At 63.0% G+C, this 22,377-nt stretch carries 18 protein-coding genes; 13 read left to right on the forward strand and 5 right to left on the reverse strand.

Annotated elements, in window-relative coordinates; translation table 11 throughout:
- The first annotated feature begins 15 nt into the window (after positions 1-15).
- From B6V76_RS00570 to B6V76_RS00600, 7 genes are all read left to right on the forward strand, one after another.
- Positions 16-255: an acetyl-CoA carboxylase gene (locus B6V76_RS00570; RefSeq protein ID WP_075777476.1), complete on the forward strand. Its 240-nt coding sequence runs from the start codon at positions 16-18 to the stop codon at positions 253-255.
- 3 nt (positions 256-258) lie between these two features.
- Entirely contained in the window at positions 259-1,656 is a 1,398-nt protein-coding gene (locus B6V76_RS00575) for an acetyl-CoA carboxylase biotin carboxylase subunit (protein ID WP_088726401.1), read from the forward strand.
- A complete protein-coding gene (locus tag B6V76_RS00580) occupies positions 1,653-2,525 on the forward strand; it encodes an allophanate hydrolase subunit 1 (RefSeq protein ID WP_088726402.1) in 873 nt (290 codons plus the stop codon). Before B6V76_RS00575 ends, B6V76_RS00580 begins: the two co-directional genes overlap by 4 nt.
- Positions 2,515-3,489, forward strand: a complete 975-nt coding sequence (locus tag B6V76_RS00585; RefSeq protein ID WP_088726403.1) for a biotin-dependent carboxyltransferase family protein — start codon at positions 2,515-2,517, stop codon at positions 3,487-3,489. The genes B6V76_RS00580 and B6V76_RS00585 overlap by 11 nt, the downstream gene beginning before the upstream one ends.
- Before the next feature lie 105 nt (positions 3,490-3,594).
- Positions 3,595-3,915: a cupin domain-containing protein gene (locus tag B6V76_RS00590; RefSeq protein WP_088726404.1), complete on the forward strand. Its 321-nt coding sequence runs from the start codon at positions 3,595-3,597 to the stop codon at positions 3,913-3,915.
- Between the two features lie 2,408 nt (positions 3,916-6,323).
- Positions 6,324-6,704: a hypothetical protein gene (locus tag B6V76_RS00595; protein ID WP_075775102.1), complete on the forward strand. Its 381-nt coding sequence runs from the start codon at positions 6,324-6,326 to the stop codon at positions 6,702-6,704.
- Positions 6,697-7,602, forward strand: a complete 906-nt coding sequence (locus tag B6V76_RS00600; protein ID WP_088726405.1) for a site-specific integrase — start codon at positions 6,697-6,699, stop codon at positions 7,600-7,602. Before B6V76_RS00595 ends, B6V76_RS00600 begins: the two co-directional genes overlap by 8 nt.
- Before the next feature lie 297 nt (positions 7,603-7,899).
- On the opposite strand, the gene B6V76_RS00605 is transcribed toward B6V76_RS00600, so the two are convergent.
- Together B6V76_RS00605 and B6V76_RS00610 are read right to left on the reverse strand one after the other, a co-directional pair.
- A complete protein-coding gene (locus tag B6V76_RS00605; RefSeq protein ID WP_088718414.1) occupies positions 7,900-10,005 on the reverse strand; it encodes an ATP-binding cassette domain-containing protein in 2,106 nt (701 codons plus the stop codon).
- Between the two features lie 6 nt (positions 10,006-10,011).
- Positions 10,012-11,193 carry a substrate-binding domain-containing protein gene (locus B6V76_RS00610; RefSeq protein WP_075775100.1) on the reverse strand — a complete coding sequence of 394 codons (1,182 nt, stop codon included), beginning with the start codon at positions 11,191-11,193 and terminating at the stop codon, positions 10,012-10,014.
- Between the two features lie 496 nt (positions 11,194-11,689).
- On the opposite strand from B6V76_RS00610, the gene rpsD reads away from it, so the two are divergent.
- The 3 genes from rpsD to B6V76_RS00625 all read left to right on the forward strand — a co-directional run bounded on the left by rpsD (position 11,690) and on the right by B6V76_RS00625 (position 14,719).
- Positions 11,690-12,310: a 30S ribosomal protein S4 gene (rpsD, locus tag B6V76_RS00615; RefSeq protein ID WP_088726406.1), complete on the forward strand. Its 621-nt coding sequence runs from the start codon at positions 11,690-11,692 to the stop codon at positions 12,308-12,310.
- Between the two features lie 385 nt (positions 12,311-12,695).
- On the forward strand, positions 12,696-13,796 hold the full coding sequence (hisC, locus tag B6V76_RS00620; RefSeq protein WP_075775098.1) for a histidinol-phosphate transaminase: 1,101 nt from the start codon (positions 12,696-12,698) through the stop codon (positions 13,794-13,796).
- Positions 13,793-14,719, forward strand: a complete 927-nt coding sequence (locus tag B6V76_RS00625) for a prephenate/arogenate dehydrogenase family protein (RefSeq protein ID WP_088726407.1) — start codon at positions 13,793-13,795, stop codon at positions 14,717-14,719. Before hisC ends, B6V76_RS00625 begins: the two co-directional genes overlap by 4 nt.
- Positions 14,720-14,765: 46 nt before the next feature.
- Here B6V76_RS00625 and B6V76_RS00630 read toward each other — a convergent pair whose 3' ends face one another.
- Positions 14,766-15,821: a DUF2125 domain-containing protein gene (locus tag B6V76_RS00630; RefSeq protein WP_075775096.1), complete on the reverse strand. Its 1,056-nt coding sequence runs from the start codon at positions 15,819-15,821 to the stop codon at positions 14,766-14,768.
- A 47-nt stretch (positions 15,822-15,868) separates the two neighbouring features.
- Here B6V76_RS00630 and B6V76_RS00635 point away from each other — a divergent pair, with 47 nt between their 5' ends.
- The 3 genes from B6V76_RS00635 to B6V76_RS00645 are packed head-to-tail and all read left to right on the forward strand — an operon-like array spanning position 15,869 to position 19,068.
- Positions 15,869-16,417, forward strand: coding sequence for a gamma-glutamylcyclotransferase (locus tag B6V76_RS00635; protein WP_199224640.1), 549 nt, complete (start codon positions 15,869-15,871; stop codon positions 16,415-16,417).
- Between the two features lie 59 nt (positions 16,418-16,476).
- Complete coding sequence (locus tag B6V76_RS00640) at positions 16,477-17,673, forward strand: biopolymer transporter ExbB (RefSeq protein WP_088719347.1); 1,197 nt, start codon at positions 16,477-16,479, stop codon at positions 17,671-17,673.
- Positions 17,674-17,676: 3 nt separating this feature from the next.
- A complete protein-coding gene (locus B6V76_RS00645) occupies positions 17,677-19,068 on the forward strand; it encodes a peptidoglycan -binding protein (protein WP_088718418.1) in 1,392 nt (463 codons plus the stop codon).
- Positions 19,069-19,143: 75 nt separating this feature from the next.
- Here the strand turns inward: B6V76_RS00645 and B6V76_RS00650 are convergent, their stop codons facing one another.
- Together B6V76_RS00650 and B6V76_RS00655 are read right to left on the reverse strand one after the other, a co-directional pair.
- Positions 19,144-19,857, reverse strand: coding sequence for a hypothetical protein (locus B6V76_RS00650; protein ID WP_088726408.1), 714 nt, complete (start codon positions 19,855-19,857; stop codon positions 19,144-19,146).
- Positions 19,858-19,904: 47 nt separating this feature from the next.
- Entirely contained in the window at positions 19,905-22,358 is a 2,454-nt protein-coding gene (locus tag B6V76_RS00655) for a heavy metal translocating P-type ATPase (RefSeq protein ID WP_088726409.1), read from the reverse strand.
- Positions 22,359-22,377: the final 19 nt, after the last annotated feature.

Here is a 22,377-nt window from a genome sequence, read left to right on the forward strand (position 1 = left end):
AACAGGAGAGACGACATGGCGAAACACGAAATCAAGAGCCCGATCCCGGGAACCTTCTATCGCAAGCCCTCGCCGAACGAGCCGCCCTTCAAGGAGCCGGGCGACAAGGTCACAAAGGGCGACACCATCGCGCTGGTCGAGGTGATGAAGACCTTTCACGAGATCAAGGCCGATGCCGAGGGGACGATCACATCTTTCCCTGTCGATGATGGCGAGCCCATCACCGCAGGCCTGACCATCGCCGAACTGGATTGACGCATGGCAGAAGATCTTCCGATTAAGACGATCCTGATTGCCAACCGGGGCGAGATTGCCTGCCGGGTGAACCGCGCGGCGAAGGAGCTGGGTCTGCAGGTCGTGCAGGTCGTCAGCGAAGCCGACATTGACAGCCTTGCGGCCCGACTCGCTGACGAGGTCAAGGTAATCGGCCCGCCAGCGGCAGCGAAATCCTATCTGGATACTGACGCGATCCTGGCCGCCGCGAAGGAAAGCGGCGCTGACGCCATCCATCCCGGCTATGGCTTTCTGTCGGAAAGCGCCGACTTTGCAGATGCGGTTGAGGCCGCGGGCCTGATATTCGTGGGTCCGTCCGGGGACACAATCCGGCTGATGGGCGACAAGGCTGCGGCTCGGGAACAGGCGCGCAAGGTCGGTGTGTCCACCGTTCCCGGTAGCGACGGCGTGATTGCCGACATGGATGCGGCGCTGGAGCTGGCCGAGGCAGTTGGGTTCCCGGTAATGATCAAGGCGACGGCTGGCGGCGGCGGCCGAGGCATTCGTATCGCCGACGACGCCGAGACCTTCCGCAAACTCGCGCCTCAAGCCGCGAACGAAGCAAAATCGGCCTTCGGCGACGGCGGTATCTACGTCGAGAAGGTCATCGAACGCGCCCGGCACATAGAGGTTCAAGTGCTGGGCGACGGCCACGATGTCGTGCATTTCTACGACCGCGAATGTTCACTTCAGCGCCGGCGGCAGAAGGTATGGGAAGAGGCGCCCTCGGCCGCGCTGGATGACGATACGCGCAAGCGCTTGTGCGACGCGGCCGTCGCGCTGGCCCGTTCGGTGCGATATCGCGGCGCAGGGACGGTGGAATTCCTTTTCGATGATTTGACGGGTGCGTTTCATTTCATCGAGATGAATACGCGCATCCAGGTCGAGCATCCGGTGACCGAGATGATCTGCGACACCGACCTCGTGGCCGCTATGATCCGGGTCTGCGCAGGTGCCCCGCTGGAACTGACGCAGGCCGATATCGCCCGGGAGGGGCACGCCATCGAAGTGCGCCTGAACGCCGAAGACCCGGCCAATGCTTTCATGCCGTTTCCAGGGGTGGTGAGCCGGCTGAAGCTGCCCAAGGGCGAGGGTATCCGCTTCGACCACATGCTCTATGAGGGCTATGCGATTCCGCCCTTCTACGACTCGCTCTTAGGCAAGTTAATAGTCTGGGCCCCGGACCGTGCGGGGGCGATCGCTCGCCTCGAGGGGGCTCTCGGCAATCTGGAGATCGACGGGCTGCCCACCACCGCCCCACTCTTCGCGGCGCTTGCGCAGGATCGGGATGTGCAATCCAACGCGGTGCACACCCGTTGGCTGGAGCTCTGGCTGGAACATGCCGCCGATACACTCACCAAGCAGGGAGAGACAACGACATGAGCCGATACACATTCGGAGGCGATGAGCATGTCTTCGTCGAGGTTGACGAGGAAATGTCGCTCGAGGCGTTCTTCACGTCATTGGCGATGACCAACGCCGTGCGAGAGGCTAATATCGACGGCGTGATCGAGATCTGCCCGGCTAACGCCTCGTTTCAAATCAAGTTCGACCCCGACAAGATCCATCCACAGAAAATGATGGATATGCTCAAAGAGATGGAGCAGACCGCCGAGAAAAAGGAGGCCAAGCTCGACACCCGCATCGTCGAAGTTCCCGTCTATTACCAGGATCCCTGGACACACGAGACTCTGATGCGGTTCCGAGAGCGTCACCAGGACCCCAACGGGACGGATCTTGACTACGCCGCGCGCATCAACGGTTTCGACAGCGTAGAAGCGTTCATCAAGGCGCATCACAGTGCGCCGTGGTTTGTCTCGATGGTGGGTTTCGTCTCGGGGCTTCCTTTTCTGTACCAGATGGTCGATCGCTCGCGGCAGATTCAGGTGCCGAAATATCTGCGGCCCCGCACCGATACGCCGAAACAGACGGTTGGATATGGCGGCTCGTTTTCCTGCATCTACTCCGTGCGCGGCGCTGGCGGTTACCAGATGTTCGGCATCACGCCGATGACCATTTTCGACCCCAAGCAGGAAGCACCTTACCTGCGGGACTTCATGGTGTTCTTCAAACCTGGCGACATCGTAAAATGGCGGCCCATCAATCGCGAAGAGTACGACTCGATTAACGCAGATGTCCAGGCTGGGCGGTTCGAGCCGCGAACGAAGGACGTGGTCTTTTCGCTCGACGATTTCAATGCCGACATGGACGGCACCAACGCCAAGCTGATGGAGGCCCTCTATGCCGATTAACGTCATCTCCTCCGGCATCATGACCACGATTCAAGATTTGGGCCGGCCCGGTTATTACCATCTCGGCATTCCGATGGGCGGGGCGATGGATCGCTTGGCAATGCGTACGGCAAACCTACTGGTGGGCAACCCCGAGGACGCCGCCGGGCTCGAATCCGTATTCGTCGGGCCGGAGTTGGAATTCACCGAGGACGCGACCGTCGCCGTTTGTGGCGCTGAGCTGCCGCCCCGTATCGACGGCGAGCAACAGCCGACCTGGACCGCGCTTTCCGTGAAGAAAGGGCAGGTGCTGTCTTTCGATTTTCTTAAGGCGGGGGCGCGGGCCTATATCGCCATCTCAGGCGGGATCGACACGCCGCCACATCTGGGTAGCCGCGCCACCTATCCCATCGGGGCGCTTGGCGGTGTGGATGGTCGCGCGGTTCAGCCGGGCGACTCGCTCCCGCTGGGGAAGGCCAGCGGCAAGGCCCGCCCCGGTACTTCGGTTCCCGAAGATTACCGGCGCCTGCCCGGCGCAACGGCGAAGCTTCGGGTGCTCCCCGGTCTCTACTGGCACCGGATCACTGAAGAGTCGCAACGCCGTTTCTTCGAAGACATTTGGAAAGTGGCGAATGAGGCAGACCGGATGGGATATCGCTTCCAGGGCGGGCGACCGCTGGACTTCGTGCCTCGCGAACAGCCGTTCAGCGCAGGGTCGGACCCGTCCAACATAACCGATGCCTGCTATCCCTACGGCTCGGTCCAGGTGCCCAGCGGGCAGGAGCCCATCGTATTGCACCGCGATGCGGTGTCGGGCGGGGGCTATTTCATGTTGGGCACGGTGATCTCGGCCGACATGGACTTGATTGGACAACTGCAGCCGAACACGACGACGCAATTCGTGAAGGTGGACATGGAGGCCGCGCTTGCCGCGCGGAAGGAACGCAAGGAGCTCATTGCCGCCATCCGCGAGGCAGTCGGCTGACCCGGAACAACGCAAGGGAAAAAAGGATGACCAACATGGCAAGTAGAAGGCCTATGCCGGCCGAGAGTATCCTGCCGGTCGCGGACACGGCGCTGAGAGGTCGTCATGTGTGAAGCTGACAAAAGCGCGGGCAGCGCCGTGGGAAGCGTCTTGATCGAGAACGCCCGCACCCGCGTTACAGAATGGCGCTTCCCTGCCAAGGGGGACAATACTGGCTGGCATCTGCACGAGCATGACTATGTTGTGGTACCGCTTGCCGACGGGCAGCTCGAATTACGCGAACCGGGCGGGCAAACCCGGTTCGCAGAGTTGCGCAAGGGTGTTCCCTATTTTCGCGAGAAGGGTGCGCGGCATGACGTGGTGAATTACAATGCGTTCGAGTTCGCCTTCATCGAGATTGAATTCTTGGACGGCGGTGGCAGCTGACCCCTGCCGCTCAGCGCGCTATAGACCTGTGCGGCGCCCCCGCCGGTGCCGCGCTTTTTTTTGACTGAGCTAACGGGATGAGCTGCTCTGCGCGATGGCATTTCGCTGAAGCTATCGCTGAGCTTGGTGCTGCCTATCATAGCCTCCTTGCCTCAAAATTAGCAAAGAAGGCGTCCATGAAATCCGGGGCTATTCAACTTGAATGCGAGCATTTGCCAAGCTGCCCGCCTCAAGAGAGTGAAATGGCCGATCGTGACCACTACAGGCCAATGTCAGGCACCCTCATGCCGCCTGCATCGATCAAACACACTCGGCAAGGTATAAGTGCAGTTTACCATTGCTCGGCGCAATGGAACATACCAGCCAACAGAGTGCTCAGCCGGGAGAAGCCATCTTGCTTGATGCTGCCAATGGCGGGTGAAGACTGGAGCGCGGAGCCCGTTCTGCAACTCCGCGATTCTAAGTCAGAGACTTCTTCGCCGCATTCAGACCCGTCTCGCGCATGATGGCGGCTTCATATTTCTCTTGACGTATTGCAATTGTGCAACAATTTGCGCGCCCCCAAATCATCCCGGCCGACTTTGGCGCTCGCCAAAAGAGGGTAAATAGGGGAAGTCGCTTCCGCTCAACGAGTGCCCATGCAAGTGCACCGGAGTGCAAATCTGTCGGTCGCATAGAGGAAAGGATTTTTCGAGAAAATCTCCACTTTTTTGAAGATTTTCTGGGTCGACGATCCACGGATCGCCCCTCCGGAAAAATTCGCGCAAACTGGACCTCTCACTGGGAAACGCGCTCAGCGCGGAACCACATTTAACCGTAACACACACGGAAAAAGCGAAGGGGTATCCTCGGACCAGGATCTCACTTCCTGCGTTTGCTACGGGCGTGACGCCGAAGAAACTGGCGGCCACTGAAAAAACACTTGACGTCGAGGAGGCTACCCTCCGGCTTTTTCTCGAAGATGCAACGGCTGATGAAAAATGCGCGTTGCATCATGCGGACCAATCGGCCGCCGACAGCAGGGGTAAGTGGCTGGTGCTTTCGGCGTCTTGGAGGGCCTTCGGCGTGGTCTGTTCAGGATCGCTTTTTTCCGTCGGCTGCGCTCGCAATGATCTCTTCGAGACGGGCGATTGTGGTAGTCGAAGTACGGCAACTTTCACCCGAGTGGGCAATTCGCAAGGAGTAACCGCCCAGCCTTGGCCGTCCGTGTCTCGTGCGGGTCTTTTCTCCGGGGGAGGAGGCCACAGACATGGCGAAGATCACGGATTTTCTTTTCTCTCTGGCGCCAACTCTCCGGACGGGCTTTGCAACATCCTCGACCGTCGGCCAGCGAGTCCAGAAGCTGCGTCATAGAGGACAAGAACACCCCTACAGCGTTCGTAGGAAAAGTGCGCCTGACGTATCGGAAAATCACTGCTGCACATTTGAATGAATTTCGAGAGTTGCAAGGGAGAAAGCCCGCCCAAAGGGGCTACCGCACGGCTGTTTCACTCAGTCCCCGCGTTGAGGCATTGGAAACGCAGCCAAACGTTTAATCCTCCGAAGGTTGGCTGCATGGCGTCCCTGCATGCGCTCGAATTAATAGGATGTTTTTTCCGCACCCGCACGGAATTTTGTTGGAGCGTGGGATCATTTTCTTAGAGACTGGACACGAGGGTGTAGATTTCCAATTCCTGCTGGCGCTCTTTTCGAAGATCATCAAAAAAGGATCGCGGTATCGTGTGTTTGCATCGTGCAGAACGCCCTCCGTCAGCGCAGACGCTGAGATTGCGAGCTGTCATTGGCAGATCATCGACCATCGATCATCAAACCGGCTTGTTCGGAGCTGTATGAGGGCGAGACGGCTTGCGGTCGGAAATTTCCACATTGTTGATAGACTCAGCATAAAGCCCAAAGTCGGAAAAATCTTCATCAAACCACCGTCATGTGTCATATACTCCATGCAGCACATCAGCATTTCTAAATACAATCCATCATAGATTTTATGGAGGGGTTTTCGGTGGATGTCGGGCAGAAAATCGGCGCCCGTGATGCCCTGAGAATATGCCCCTCGCCGGCGGCTTACCAATATTGCGTCTCGCTACCATCGGTTCCTCAAGCACTCCAAGGATGGTCTCTCTTCGAGGGCGGGCCTGCAGACCGAATTACCTGGTCGTTTTTTCCGTCCCGGCGTCACGAACAACGGGTTCTTGGTGGCGCCGTCCGAAGGCCCTAAAAGCACCGTTGGAGCGACAGATTGCGCATGCGCTTCTGCTTGAACGCTGAAGCCCCTTCAAAAGGTCGGTGCTCGAACTTTGTGTTCATCAATGGTGATCTTGGTCGTTCAAAAATCGTTATCGTGCCGCCTTTACAGGGACGAGTGGTAGGGGCTCCTTTTGTCACGCCAATCGCAACAAAGGGACTTTTCCATGGTATACGACCACCTCGAACTCATTGCCGGGGCTTCGTCCGGCAACTTCTATCCACCCGGACAACGAAATGCTCTAACCCAGGAGCCCCCCAAGTATCCGTTGACGACCACGGGAGCCGCAGATGAGCTGGGCATCTCTCGCCGTGAGCTGTTCAAAACTCTTGCGCGATACGCACACGCAAAAGGCATCGTCGAGAAACATGGCCGAAAGAACCTATTCTATCGCGAAAACATCGCGATGATCAGGGCTCTACGTCGCCAGAGCGCGGCGAACAGTTCCCGTCAGCGGAAGAACTCGCCGAACAGCGCCGTTACTGCGGAATACGAACGTTTCGTGGCCGAGTTGCGAAAGAAGCGGAAGGGAGGTCGGGATGTTTGATTTTTCTCACGGATTCTTTGGCGACGACCGTAGGGACGAGCCGTTCTTCTGCGTGGGGACCGAATTCAAAGAGATCACTGAGGATCCGCGCCCTTGGGACAGGTTGCTCGAATACGCCGGGCCCTCGATCACGTTTCGTCAGACTCTCGACCCAGCGTGGCGTGCCCGAGCAATTGCAGAGCTCCATCCTGGCTGCGTGGAGAGCACGATCCAGCGCAATTTCCTCGGACCCTTGCGGTCTCTTGACAAGTACCTGACGAAAACGCGGCGCGAGAAGGGTTGTGACACGCGTCGGATGTTCTGGCTTACCCCGGAGCAGGCAGAAGATCTTCTGCGTGTTGCCAGCACACCTGAACGCTATGGCGTTGACGATCCACAGAGGCGAATCCGCACTGCCATCGCGTTTCTGCTCGGCACTGGCTGCCGGACAGGCGAGAGCTTCGTTCTGGCTGCTGAAGACATCAACTGGAACACGCGTGAATGCTTGGTCCGTGGCGAGGTGGAGGGTGCCGGAAAGACTCAGGCAAGCACGCGCCTCGTCTATCTCCCCTCGAAGGCAATCGACCACATGGAAGCGTTGCCGGATAAAGGGCCGATCATCCTCAATCGCGAGGGTAAACCTTTTACGCTCCGCTACAAGGGTGGCGGTCAGATCCGACGCGAGTTCAAGAAACTGCGAGAGGCAGCCGGCCTCCCGGAGGCATGCACACCCCATTCTTTGCGACATTCGTTCGCCACATGGACGTATGCCGCTACGAAAGACATGAAGCTTCTGATGAGCCGCGGAGGTTGGGCAAAGCATGACACGGCACTCCGCTACACCAAGCTGGCGCCTTCGGATCTACCGATGCGACTGAAATCCTACGGCTGGGACTTTGGGAATGATTTGGACAACTGAAAGGGGGAAAGGTTCTATGGCTCTGATTATAGAGCCTTTTCCCGTATGTGTCGCTCCCTTAGCAGGGGAGCGCCTTCGACCACTCGGCCACGTCTCCGCGGACCCGTATAGGGATCGTCTCGGGGGGAGACAAGCGGTTTTTCGACGGAATTTCTGGTGGTTTGCGATTTCCCTCGCGTGGGGCGAAGATGGCGCAGGCGGGGGCGCGGGTCGGCGCAGGGCAGGAGCGTCGGTCGCCATGAAAAACGCGCGCGAGATGTCTCGCGCGCGTTTCGTTTTCAAGGGGTTTCGCTTGGCTTAGCGGGTCGTCTCGCCGCGCCGGCGCACCACTACGTCGACCGTGATCGACGCGAGCAGCACCGCCGCCGTCGCCATCAGCTGCACCGCCGCCGGCAGACCCAGAAGCGCCATGCCGTTGACGATCGCCGCGATCACGACGCCACCAAGGATCGCGTGGATCGGATGGCCGCGCCCGCCGAACAGCGAGGTGCCCCCGATCACCGCGGTAGCGACGACATAGAGCACGATCGTGCCGCCGTCGAAGCTGGTGGAGATCGAGCGCAGGCGCGAGGCGTAGATGATGCCGCCCAGACCCGCCGTCGTCGCCGCCAGCGTAAAGGCTGCGGTCCGGATCAGGCGCAGGTTGATGCCCGCCCGGCGCGCAGCCTCGGCATTGCCGCCGATTGCGAGGACATAGCGGCCGAATTTCAGCCGTCCCAGCAGGAAGGACCATGCCAGCAGCACCGCGAAGACGATCGGGATCACCCACGGCATCCCCGAGAGCGGGAAGCGCGCGACGCCGCGGTTCATGTTCGAGATCGTCACCAGCACGATACCCGCGATCACGGCCGCGGCGATCTTCGCGATGGTGAGGCCCATTGGCGGAGCGACGAGGCCGCTCTTGCGACGTTTCGCATCCTTGCTGAAGGTGAGGATCGCGAAGACGAGAACCACGACGCCGGTCATCAGCCAGCCCATCAGCGGGCTCAGCGTGCCATTGGCGAAGTTGTTGATCGTGTCACTCGCCACAGGGATCGTCCCCCCGGCGCCCAGCAGTTGGATCATCAGACCGTTGAAGCCCAGAAGGCCCGCCAGCGTGACGACGAAAGAGGGCAGTTTCAGGCGCGTGATCAGCGAGCCCTGGAAGATGCCCAGAACCGCCGGCACGGCCAGACCTGCCAGAACCGCCGCCCACCAGGGCCAGTCGGAGCCCGGTGCCACCAGCAGTGTCGCCACTGTCGCCCCGATCCCGGCCACGAAGCCGAGCGACAGGTCGATCTCGCCCAGCAAGAGGACAAAAACCTGTCCCATCCCGATCATCATGAAGACCGAGCCCTGAACGAGCAGGTTCACGATGTTCCCCGGCGAGAGGAATTTCGGGTTCTGCAGCTGGAAGATCAGAGAGATCAGCACGAAGCCCAGAAGAACCGGGAGCACGCCGCTTTCGCCTGCCTTGATCTTCGCCCAGGTGCGCGAGAGGTAGCTCGAGAAGCTCTGATCCTCGGTCGTGGCGCCCACCACGGCAGAGGGGCCGCTTTCGCCTGATGCCTCGCGTTGCGCCGCGACGTCCTTGGCGTTCTCTGCCGCGATCGAGGCGGCGGCGCGCATCGCGCCCGGCTCGACCACATGGTCGGATTTGCCCGTGGTCATCAGCTCGACCACGCGCTGGGTGTCGTATTCCTCGATCGGGCCCTGGCTGACCATCTCGCCCAGACGGAGGATCGCGATCCGGTCGGAAACTGCGAAGACGTCGTTGAGGTTGTGCGAGATCATCACCACCGCGAGGCCCTGATCGGCGAGGCGACGCACGAGTTGCAGCACCTGACCGGTCTGGGCCACGCCGAGCGCCGCCGTGGGCTCGTCGAGGATCACCAGTTTGGAATTCCACATCACGGCCTTGGCGACCGCGATCGATTGCCGCTGACCGCCCGAGAGCGCCGAGACCGGCGCGCGGATCGAGCGCAGCGTGGTCACGCGCAAGCCTTGCAGCGTCTCTGCTGCGGCGCGCTCCATCGCGTCCTCGTCGAGCATCCCGTTGGTCAGGATCTCGCGACCCAAGAACATGTTCTGCACGACGTCGAGATTGTCGCACAGCGCGAGGTCCTGATAGACGACCTCGATGCCCAGCTCCGCACTGTCGCGCGGCGAGCGGACGCGGACCTCGTTGCCTTCCCACTCGATCACGCCGCCATCGGCTTCATGGATGCCGGCGATGGTTTTCGTCAGCACGGATTTGCCCGCGCCATTGTCACCGACCAGTGCCGTCACCTCGCCGGGGCGCACGTCGAAATCGACCCCGCTGAGCGCCTGCACTGCGCCGAAACTCTTTTCCAGACCCCGAATGCGGAGGATCGCGTCGCGATCCTCCGCTTGGGACCCGGTGCCGTTGCCCGTGTCCATCATCAGCTATCAGTTCCCGATGCCAGCGGATTTGCACGCGTCAGCCGCGTCGCCCGCACAGAGCTTGGAGGTGTCGACGAAGCCGTCTTTCACGACGGTGTCGGCCATGTTCTCCGGGGTGACCCAGATCGGCTTGAGCAGGATCGAGGGCACGTCCATGCCGCCCTGGCTGTCATTGACCTTGCCGTTGACGAGGCCGTCGGGCGGGTTTTCACCGGCACGCATATAGAGCGCGAGTGCCGCTGCCGCCTGGGCTTCGAGATAGATCGGCTTGTAGACGGTGCCGCACTGGTAGCCGGTGAGCACGTTCTGCAGGCCGGTGACGGTCGCGTCCTGACCGGTGGTCGGGAAGGCTTTCGCCGGCACGTTCAGCGTCTTGAGATAGGAGATGACCGCGTTGGCGTTGTCGTCATTCGGGGTGACGACGGCGTTCATGTCCTGATGCGCGGTGAACTGCTGCTCGAAGGTGGTCCGTGCGACAGACGGGTCCCAGGTGCCCGCGGGCTCGCCCGCATTGGTGTAGCTGCCGTCGTCGAATTTCGGCTGAAGCACCTTCATGTAGCCCTGCTTGAACAGCGTGGCGTTGTTGTCATCGGGGGAGCCCGCCATCACGAGGATATTCGGCTTCTCGATGTTCCAATCGCTCAGGCACTGTTCCATGCCCTTGCCGATCAGCTCGCCGACATATTCGTTGTCGAAGCTGATATAGTAGTCGCGCGAACCGCCAAGCGTGATCCGGTCATAGTCGATGACCGCGACGCCGTGCTCTTTCGCGTATTTCTCGACAGCGGCACCGCCGCCCGAGGAGATCGGGTCGATCAGCAGAACCGTCGCGCCCTGGCTGATATCGGTCTGCGCCTGCGTGAGCTGGTCGGCTTCCGAGCCTTGCGCGTTGGTGATGATCAGGTCGTCCGAGGACAGGCCCGCCGCTTCGAAGGCTTTCTTCAGGTAGGGCTCGTCGAAAGAGGTGTAGCGGGCGGAGCTGGCGGTGTCGGGCAGCAGCACGCCGACCTTGCCTTTGCCCTTGGACGCGATGTCCTTGAGTTGGCTCATGGCCGAGAAGTCGGCGCCGAAGCTGTCGGCGGTGATGTTCTGGGCCTGCGCGGCACCTGCAATCAGGCCGAGCGCGAGAACGCTGGTTCCGGCGAGACGCGCGGCGGTTCCGCACGTCGAGCGACGAATGTTTTTCATTGTAATCCTCCTAAGGCCGGATGGGGTTCCTCCCGGTGGAGCGGGCAACGCCTCACTCCCGCGCGCCGCCCGTGCCGACCTCCGGCAGGACAACGCCGGGACGCGCATCCGGCACGCGCCCCGTTAGCGCCATCATGGAGCGAATTGTTGCTCTGAACAGGGGGCGAAAGCCAAAATTTACTCACGAAACCGTGACGGAACGCAGCGTCGGGAGCCTGATGGAAAATTTGCTGGGGCGGGCAGGCGGCCGCCTCGTGGGCGGAGAGGTGAGCAGAGAGGCAGTCTGGCGGGCCGGATCGTTCGCGTTCCCCGGACGTCTCGCCCGGAGTGGTTGACACCCGCGCGCGCCGATGTATAAGCCCGCCATCCCGGTAACGCGAGTTGCCGGGGTTATTCATTGGTGTTGGTGGACCTCGCAAGAGGAAACCTGTCGCCGGTCGCCGCAAGGCCCGGAGGAGGACAACGCCCTTCGAAACGCTAAAGAAGGAGATCAGCCGTGACCAAACGCACGTCTGCCAAGTACAAAATCGACCGCCGCATGGGCGAGAACATCTGGGGCCGCGCCAAGTCGCCCGTCAATCGTCGTGAATACGGCCCCGGCCAGCACGGTCAGCGCCGCAAGGGCAAACTGTCCGACTTCGGTATCCAGCTCCGCGCCAAGCAGAAGCTCAAGGGCCATTACGGCGACCTGACCGAGAAGCAGTTCCGCCGCATCTACGCCGAAGCCGAGCGTGTGAAGGGCGACACCGGTGAAAACCTGATCGGTCTGCTCGAGCGCCGCCTCGACGCGCTGGTCTACCGCGCCAAGTTCGTCCCGACCGTCTTCGCAGCGCGCCAGTTCGTGAACCACGGCCATGTGCTCGTGAACGGCAAGAAAGTGAACATCCCCTCCTATCGCCTGAAAGAAGGCGACGTGGTGGAAGTCCGCGAGAAGTCCAAGCAGATGGCTCTGGTTCTCGAAGCCGTTCAGTCGCCCGAGCGTGACGTTCCGGATTACATCGAAGTCGACCACAACAAACTGACCGCGAAATTCGTGCGCACCCCGGCCCTGTCCGACGTGCCCTTCGCGGTTCAGATGGAGCCGAATCTCGTGGTCGAATTCTACGCGAAGAACTGATCTCTCAGTCTTCGCCGATCATTTGGAAAGGCCGTGCCCCCGGGGCGCGGCCTTTTTCTTTTGGGCGATGGGCGGGGGGCTTTTGTCCGGAACAGCCGCGCAGCGGCCCGGGCAGCGCCCGGCCGCCCCCTCGGGCGGGCGCTCTTCGGCCTCATCGCGCGTGGCGAGGTCGTGCGAATGTGGTGAGATAAAGGGGCAACCGCTGAATGAAGCGCGCCCACCCGGCGGTCGGGCGCTGCCCTCCGGCACCCGTGGGCAATACATCTCTCATCGACGTGCTATGACATCCGTTGCATCCCTGCCGCGTCTGCTATGCGGGTGATCTTCTCACTAGCCCTGTCGCGCCATGGCGGATAGAACTCGGGCCACGATTCAGGAGTGCACAATGACCACGCATATTCGCCCCCAGCCCGGTATTATGGACATCGAGCTCTATCAGGGCGGCGCCTCCCATGTGGCGGGGCGCACCGATGCCGTGAAGCTCAGCTCGAACGAGAACCCGTTCGGCCCCTCGGACAAGGCCAAGGACGCTTTCGCGAAATGCGCCCATTCGATGCATCGTTACCCCTCGACCGACCACGGCAAGCTGCGCACGGCCATCGGTGACGTGCACAAGCTCGATCCCGACCGGATCATCTGCGGGGTGGGCTCGGACGAGATCATCCACTTCCTGTGCCAGGCCTATGTCGGCGCGCGCGACGAGGTGATTTTCACCGAGCACGGCTTCCTGATGTATCGCATCTCGACCATGGCCGCGGGCGGCACGCCGATCGAGGTGAAAGAGCGCGACCGCACGACCGATGTCGATGCGATCCTGAGCGCCTGCACCAAGAAGACCAAGCTCGTCTTCCTCGCCAATCCGAACAACCCGACCGGCACGATGATCCAGCTGGCAGAGTTGGAGCGGCTGGCCGCGGGCCTGCCGAAAGGCGCGCTGCTGGTGATCGACGGCGCTTATGCAGAATATGTCGAAGGCTATGACGGCGGGGCGGAGCTGGCGACACGCCTGCCCAACGTCTTCATGACGCGGACCTTCTCGAAGATTTACGGCCTAGGCGGGCTGCGCGTCGGCTGGGGCTACGGGTCGCGCGAAGTGATCGACGTGCTCAACCGTATCCGTGGTCCGTTCAACCTCTCGACCGCGCAGCAGGAGACGGCAGAGGCCGCCGTGCGCGATCAGGACTGGGTCACGAAATGCCGCGATGACAACACGCGCCTGCGCGCGTGGCTCGCAGAAGCGTTGGCGGAAAAAGGCGTTCCGTCAGATACTTCCACGGCGAACTTCATCCTCGCGCGTCTGGCTTCCGAGCAGGAAGCGGCCGATTGTGATACCTACCTGAAATCCGAAGGCATCATCGTGCGCCGGGTCGCCGGCTATAACCTGCCCAACTGCCTGCGCATCACCGTGGGTGACGAACCCTCGTGCCGCCGCGTCGCGCATCTGATCGGCGTCTTCAAGGCAGGCGGGATCGAGGTGCCCAGATGAGCCAACTCTACCAGCGGGTCGCGCTGATCGGGCTCGGCCTGATCGCCTCGTCGATGGCGCATGCGATGCGCGAAAAGGGTCTGGCGGGCGAGATCGTCGGTCACGCGCGCTCTGCCGAGACGCGTGACACCGCGCTGGAGATCGGGCTGGTCGATGCCGTCTACGAGACCGCCGCCGAGGCGGTCGCGGGCGCCGATCTGGTTGTGCTCTGCGTGCCGGTCGGTGCGATGGACAAGATCGCCGAAGAGATCGCCGCGCATCTCGCCCCCGGCGCGACCGTCACCGATGTGGGCTCGGTCAAGCGCGCGGTGATCGACGCGGTCGGCCCGCATATGCCCGACGGTGTGCATTTCATCCCCGGCCACCCGCTGGCGGGGACCGAGCAATCCGGCCCGCGCTCGGGCTTTGCCACGCTGTTCGCCAATCGCTGGTGGCTGTTCACGCCGATCGAAGACACCGACTCCGAGGCGCTGACCCGGTTGAAAACGCTGGTCGAGGCGATGGGTGCCAATACCGACGAGATGGCGCCCGATCACCATGATCTCGTGCTCTCGGTCGTGTCGCACACGCCGCACCTGATCGCCTACACGATGGTGGGCGTGGCGGATCATCTTCGTCGTGTAACCCACGAGGAAGTCATCAAATATTCCGCCACGGGTTTTCGCGATTTCACCCGGATCGCGGCCTCGGACCCTACGATGTGGCGCGACGTCTTCCTGACCAACAAGGAAGCGACGCTCGACATCCTCGGCCGCTTCACCGAGGAGCTGTTCATGCTGCAACGCGCGATCCGCATGGGCGATGGCGACATGCTGCACGACTATTTCACGCGCACGCGCGCGATCCGTCGCGGCATCATCGAGGCGGGTCAGGATACGGATGCGCCCGATTTCGGCCGCGGCGCGCCGAAGAAAGACGCGTAAGGCGCACGCGGGCAGGCGGTCCGCGCCCTGCTGCCCGCCCCGTGTTTCACTGCCGTTGCGCGACCAGTTGCGGTGCGGGGCCCAGCGGCACCGGACCGAGGCTCATCTGCCCGTCCTTGAAAATCAGCGGCACTTCCAGCGCGCCGTCGGGGTTCTTCGCGGCCAGCATTGCGCCTATCCCGGTGACGAGTTTCACCTCGTCCTTTCCGATCAGCCCCATGCCCTGCGCGATGCCGACCCAGTTGCGCCACGAGGCAGAGCGGATCGTCAGCGTGCCGTCTGGATAGCCAGAGGGATCGACGGTCAGGTTGCCCTCGACCGAGACGTCGTTATCGCCCCAGCTCAGCGACAGGTCCGAGATCGCGAAGGTCATCAGACCCGGCAGTCCTGCCTCCAGCGCGCTTTGGTCGATCGGCTCCCGCGTGCCCATGAGCGCGTCGAAATGGAGGCGCGTGATCGTGTCGGGCAGCGTGCCCTTCGGGTCGATCCGCTCGAGCAGATCGGCCGGCAGTTTCAGTTTCTTGGCTTCCGCGCCCAGACGATAGGCGGCGGCGGGCATCACCAGATCGGCGGCTTGGGCCGAGGCGCCGATCGCGCCCTGCGCCTTGTCCTTGCGCGCGATGGCGAGGCGCAGCTGATCGGCCGAAAGCTCCGGCTTGGCGGCCCCCTGGGGCGTCAGCGCGGGGGACGCGACCACGGCGACCGCGTTTTCCAGCGGCAGCGCGGTCGAATAGCCCACCGTCATCGAGGCGCGCATGTCGTCTTGCGTCAGGCGGTAGGTCTTGTCGCCCAGATGCAGCATCTGGCCCGACGGCAGGTAGGCGATCACCTTGTTGGGCTCATATCCCAGCGCGAAGATTTGCGCGAAGGGGGCGCTCCAGCGCCACAGGCCGCCCCGATCCTTCAGTTCCGGCTTGTCGAAGGTCAGATCGAAGCGCGAGGGGAAGCCCGCCAGCGAGACCGATTGCGCATCGCCCCAGCCTTCCTGCCGGGCCTGTGCGAGCATGTCGCGCGCGCCGTTCTCGATCTTGTGCGCCCCGTAGAACCAGTAGCCGCAATAGGCCAGCGTCGCGACCAGCACCAGAATGATCAGTTTGCGCATCGTAGCCTCTTTGCAAATCGGGTGAACCCCATGTAAGCCCTGAGCCCATGCAGGACCAGAGCGACGACAACAGGATCTGGGTCTTCGGCTACGGCTCGCTGATCTGGAACCCCGGCTTCGATTTCGACGAACGGATGCTTGCCCGCGCGCCGGGGTGGGAGCGCAGCTTCTGCATGCGCTCGCTGGTGCATCGCGGCACGCCCGAGGCGCCGGGACTGGTGCTGGCGCTCGACGAGGGGCAGGGCGCCTGCGCGGGGCTCGCCTTCGCGGTGAAGCCCGGACAGGAAGACGAGGTCATGACCTACCTGCGCGAGCGCGAGCTGGTGACCGCGGCCTATCTGGAACGAGAAATTGATGTCGATCTGGATGACGGGCGGCGCGTGCGCGCCGTGACCTACGTGATCGACCGCCATCACGACCAATATTGCGGAGGCCTCAGCGATGACGAGCAGGCCCGGATCATCGCCTCTGCCACCGGCGGGCGCGGTCCGAACCGTGATTATCTGTTCAATACTGCCCAGCATCTTCACGAATTGGGCATTCCCGACCCCCATCTTGATGCATTGGTGGCACGGCTGCGTGTCTTGTCGCGATAGGCCTTGGCGAAGGGCTGCGCCGTCGCTAGGCTCTGCGCAAACAGGCAAGAGGGGCAATGATGCAAGAGCCGATCCGGCTGGAGCCGCAATTCTCACAACCCGTGCGTCAGGTGATCCTGATGCTTCTGGTGCTCGGCTTGGTCGCTGCGGGAGGCTACTTCGCCTATTCGCGCATCTTCCCGATTTTCCTCGCCAATCCCTGGCTGAACGGGGTGATCCTCGCGGTCTTCGTCTTCGGCATCCTCGCCTGCTTCTGGCAGGTGGTGCAGTTGGTCAAGGCGGTGAACTGGATCGAGAGCTTCGCCGCCGATCGTCCGGGCCGTCCGCAGGTGCGCGCGCCGTCGATGCTGGCGCCGCTCGCAGCCCTTCTGGGCTCGCGCGAGGCGCGCCGCGCGGTGTCGTCCTCCTCCGGCCGCTCGATCCTCGAATCCGTCGCGACCCGGATCGACGAGGCACGCGACATCACCCGTTATATCGCAGGCCTGCTGATTTTCCTCGGCCTTCTGGGGACGTTCTACGGCCTCGCCACCACCGTCCCTGCCGTGGTGGAGACGATCCGCGCGCTCGCACCGAAGGAAGGCGAGAGCGCGATCGGCGTGTTCGACAATCTGATGACGGGGCTCGAAGCGCAGCTGGGCGGCATGGGCACGGCGTTCTCCTCGTCGCTTCTGGGTCTTGCGGGCTCGCTGGTGATCGGCTTGCTGGAACTGTTCGCGAGCCACGGTCAGAATCGCTTCTACCGCGAGCTGGAGGAATGGATTTCTTCGATCACGCGGCTGTCCTTCACCGCGCTTGAAGGGGGCGATGGCGAAAGCTCTATGGTGGCGGGCGTCCTCGATCACATGTCCGAGCAGATGGACCAGATTCAGACGCTGTTCGTGCGCTCCGATGCCGGACGCGTGCAGACCGAGGCGCGCATCGCGCATCTGTCGAACGCGATCCACGACCTGTCGGAACGGCTCTCGGCGGAGATGGATGCGCGCAACCGCCAGCAAGGCGCGCTGCAGCAGATGGCGGAGGGGCAGGAGCGGCTGATCGGCGCGCTCGATCATCTCGCGCAGCGCACGGCCGAAGGGGCCCCCGAGGCAGAGGCGCTGATGGAGACCCGGATGCGGCTGCGCTCGATCGATCAGCAGATGATGCGGATGCTCGAGGAAGTCAGCGCCGGGCGGCAGGAAAGCATGGCCGAGCTGCGCCATGATTTCGCAGGTCTCACCCGGGCGATCCTCGGCTACAAACCGCATCGCGAGGAGTAATTTATGGCTCTGGCACGGCGCGGCGGCAATCGGTTCTCGACCAACATCTGGCCGGGTTTCGTCGATGCGATGACGGCGCTTCTTCTGGTCCTGATGTTCGTGCTGTCGATCTTCATGATCGTGCAATCGGTTCTGCGCGACACGCTGAGCACCAAGGAAGGCGAGCTGATCCAGCTCAACGAGCAGGTCTCGAACCTCGCCAAGGCGCTGTCGCTGCAACAGACGAAGACGCAGCAACTGACGGGCGAGCTGGAGAACGCGAAGGACAAGGCCGATCAGCAGGATTCGCTGATCGCCACGCTGACCTCGCAGCTCGATGACCGGAAGGCCGCGCTGGCGGATGCGAAACAGAAGATTACAGAATTCGAGGCCCGCGTCGCGCAACTCGTGGGCGAGCGCAACGCCGCCCAGCAGGATGCGAGCGCCAAGGCCGACGAGATCCGGCTGAGCAAGGAAACCATCGCCGATCTGCGCGACAAGCTGACGAAATCGGGCGACGAGGTCGCGGCGATGACGCTGCAACTCGAAGAGGCACGCAAGAAGGCCGAGGACACGTTGACCAAGCTCGCCGCCGCGCAGACCGCGAAGGCCGATCTGGAAAAGCAGCTGGGCAAGCAGCTCTCGGAGGCCGAGAAGCAAGCCGCGCTGAAGGCCACTGCGCAGAAGGCGCTGGCCGATCAGCAGGCGATCTCGGAGGGCGCGCAGAAGAAGGTGGCGCTGCTCAATCAGCAGGTCGCGGCTTTGCGCAGCCAGCTTGCGCAGCTTCAGAATGTGCTCGACGAGGCGCAGCAGAAGGATGCCGAGGCCAAGGTGCAGCTCGACAACCTCGGACAACAGCTGAACGCGGCGCTCGCCCGCGCGGCGTCGGAGGAAAAGAAACGTGCCGATCTGCAGGAGAAACTGCGCAAGGAAGCAGAGGCCAAGGCGAAGGATTTGCAGAACTACCGCTCGGAATTCTTCGGCAAGCTGTCGCAGCTTCTGAAGGGCAAGCAGGGCGTGAAGGTGGAAGGCGACCGCTTCGTCTTCTCCTCCGAAGTGCTGTTCGCGCCGGCTTCGGCCACGCTCTCGGATGCGGGCCGCGCGCAGATCAAGCAGGTCACAGCGCTGCTCGATCAGCTGCGCGGGGAAATCCCGAGCGATATCCCGTGGATCATCCGCGTCGACGGCCATACCGACGACACGCCGCTGTCTGGGCAGGGCGAGTTCAAGGATAACTGGGAACTGAGTCAGGCACGCGCGCTTTCGGTGGTGAAATACATGGTGGACAGCCTCGGCTTCCCGCCGGATCGGCTCGCCGCCGCCGGGTTCGCGCAGTTCGACCCGGTGAACACCGCCGACACGCCCGAGGCGCGCGCCCAGAACCGCCGGATCGAGTTGAAGCTGACCGAGCGCTGAGGCGCGAGGGACAAAAGAAAAGGCTGCCGGGCGATGCCTCGGCAGCCTTTCGCGTTCCGTGTCACCTGAGAGGGCTCAATGCCCCTGCGTCATCTCGCCCTTCGCCATCGCCAGATGGTGCGGCTGATGATGCGCGCCGACCGTCAGGATGCCGATGAAGCCGAGCGCGCGGATTTTCTGCGCATCCGCCCCGGTCACGGTGAGCGCGCTGCCGCCGGGGATTTCCTCGGCTCTCATTTCCCAGCCCCGAATACCGTTCATCGTCGCGACATGGGCGGGCACCATTGCGCGGATGGAGGCGGTAACCGCAGGATCGTCCGAGGTTGCCTCGAAGCGCGCACCACCCTCGATGTCGCTCTCGCTGACCTTGGCGTGCAGGGTGACATTGTTCATGTCGATCAGATGCTGGCGCAGCGCCTCGATATCGACGCGGTTCCAATCCGTGTCGGGATCGGCGAGCAGATGGGCCACGATCTCCTGGATCGCCGCGAAAGCGGATTGACCCGGCTCGGTAATCGCGCCCGCTGCCTGCATCCCGGGCATCTGCTCGGGCGCGGTCATGGGCATCTGCCCGTCGGCATGGGCCTCGTCCGGCATCATGTGATCGTCATGGGCGGGCATGTCCTCGTCGGCGCCCATATGCGCGTGGTCGCCCATCTCCGCATCGTCCATCATCATGTGATCGCCCGACATCATGTCATGCGTGTCCCCATCCGCGCTGCCATCCCCGTGCGCGTAGCTGACGGTGGGCAGCGCCACGAGGGCGAGAATGCTTAGAAAGCGTGTCATGAGTCCTCCGGAGTTTTGCGTTACCCTGTCATCTTTCTTCGGGAATGTCACAGCTTCAGCCTCCGCAGCCGCAACGCGTTACCGATCACCGAGACCGACGAGAAGCTCATCGCGAGCGCCGCGATCACCGGCGAGAGCAGCAGGCCGAAGACCGGGTAGAGCACGCCCGCCGCGATCGGCACACCCGCGGTGTTGTAGGCGAAGGCGAAGAACAGGTTCTGGCGGATGTTGCGCATCACGCCCTCGGCCAGACGGCGTGCCCGGACGATGCCGGTCAGGTCGCCCTTGACCAGCGTCAGCCCGGCGCTCTCCACCGCGACATCCGCGCCGGTGCCCATGGCGATGCCGACATCGGCGGCCGCCAGCGCAGGCGCGTCGTTTACCCCGTCACCGGCCATCGCGATGGAGGCGCCGTCCTTGCGCAGCTTGTCGACCAGCGCGGCCTTGTCCTCGGGCGAGACCCCGGCATGGACCTCGTCGATGCCCAGCTCGCGTGCGACGGCCCGCGCGGTGCCCTCGCTGTCGCCGGTGGCCATGACGATTCGCAGCCCCTCGTCGTGGAGCGCGCGAATGGCGTCCGCGGTGGTCTCCTTGATCCGGTCGGCCACCGCGATCACGCCGATCACTGCACCGTCGCGGGCGAGATACATCGCCGTCTTGCCGTCCGATTGCAGACGCTCGACCGTGTCGGACTGGGCGGAGGTATCCGCGCCGATCTGCTTCATCAGGGCCGCATTGCCGAGCGCGATCTGCGCGCCGTCGACGCGGCCCGTGACGCCCTTGCCGGTCACCGCCTCGAAGCCTTCGGCCTCGAGTTTGGGCGCACCTTCCGCGCCTTGCACGATGGCCTCGGCAAGCGGGTGCTCCGATCCGCGTTCCAGCGCGGCGGCGAGCGATTTGACCTCTTCCTCCGAGGCCCCGTCCGCGATTACATCGGTCAGCGCGGGCTTGCCCTCGGTCAGCGTGCCGGTCTTGTCCACGATGAGCGTGTTGACCTTGGCGAAGCGTTCCAGCGCCTCGGCATCGCGGATCAGCACGCCTGCACTCGCGCCGCGCCCGGTGCCCACCATCACCGACATCGGCGTGGCGAGACCCAGCGCGCAGGGGCAGGCGATGATCAGCACCGACACCGCAGCCACGGTCGCATAGCCCAAGGCCGGGGTCGGCCCGAAGGCGAGCCATGCGATGAAGGCGAGGATGGCGCAGGCCACGACGGCGGGCACGAAGTAAAGCGCCACGCGATCGGCCAAGCCTTGGATCGGGGCGCGCGAGCGTTGCGCCTTGCCGACCATCTCGACGATCCGTGAGAGCGTGGTTTCCGAGCCCACGGCCTGCGCCTCCATCACGAAGCTGCCCTGCTTGTTCAGCGTGCCGCCGGTGACCGCATCGCCCTGGGCTTTCTCGACCGGGACCGGCTCGCCCGTGATCATGCTCTCGTCGATGGCGGAGGAGCCCTCCGTGACCACGCCATCGACCGGCACGGTCTCGCCCGGGCGCACGCGAAGCTTGTCGCCCGTCTGTACCTGATCGAGTGGCACGTCCTCGTCACCGTTTTCGCCCACGCGACGCGCGGTTTTCGGCGCGAGGTCCATCAGCGCGCGGATCGCATCTCCGGTCTTCTCACGCGCGGAAAGCTCCATGATCTGGCCGATCAGCACCAGCACGAGGATCACCGCCGAGGCTTCGAAATAGACCGGGGGAAGCCCGTGTTCGTTGAGCATCTCTGCCGGGAAGATACCCGGCAGCAGAAGGCCCGCGAGCGAAAACAGGTAGGCCGCGAGCGTACCCAGCGCGATCAGCGTCCACATGTTTGGCGAGACGTTCACCACCGATTTCCAGCCACGCACGAAGAAGGGACGCGCGAACCACAGAACCGGCGTCGCCAGCGCGAATTGCAGCCAGAGGAAGGCTTTCGGCCCGATCCAGTCCGCGACGGGCAGCCCGATATGCGCGCCCATCTCCAGCACGAAGACCGCCGCCGCCAGCGGCCCCATGATCCAGAGCCTGCGGCGGAAATCGACAAGCTCGGGGTTCGGGCCGCTATCGGCGGTGGGGCTCATCGGCTCCAGCGCCATGCCGCATTTCGGGCAATCTCCGGGATGATCCTGCACGATCTCGGGATGCATCGGGCAGGTATATTGCGTGCCCTCGGGCATCGGCTTCGCCGCCGGGCGCGCGCCCAGATAATCCTCGGGCCGGGCCTCGAACTTGTGCTGACAGCCTTCGGAGCAGAAATAAAATCGCTCGCCATCGAGCTTGGCCATGTGCTTCGCCGTCGCGCGCTCGACCGACATGCCGCAGACAGGGTCGGTCGCCTTGATGTAGTCATTCGGTTTGGCCACGAACTTGTCGTGACAGCCCTGCGAGCAGAAATGGTACAGGTGCCCGTCATGCTCGGCGCTGGGTTTGTCGGCATTCGGGTCGACCGTCATGCCGCAAACCGGATCGCGCGTGATTGCGTCGGTGGTTTCCTTGGTATGATGGGCGTGCTGCGGTGTCATCCGTTCATCCTTTCGGCAA

This window comes from Thioclava sp. IC9, assembly GCF_002213225.1.
GTDB classification, from domain to species: Bacteria; Pseudomonadota; Alphaproteobacteria; order Rhodobacterales; family Rhodobacteraceae; genus Thioclava; species Thioclava nitratireducens.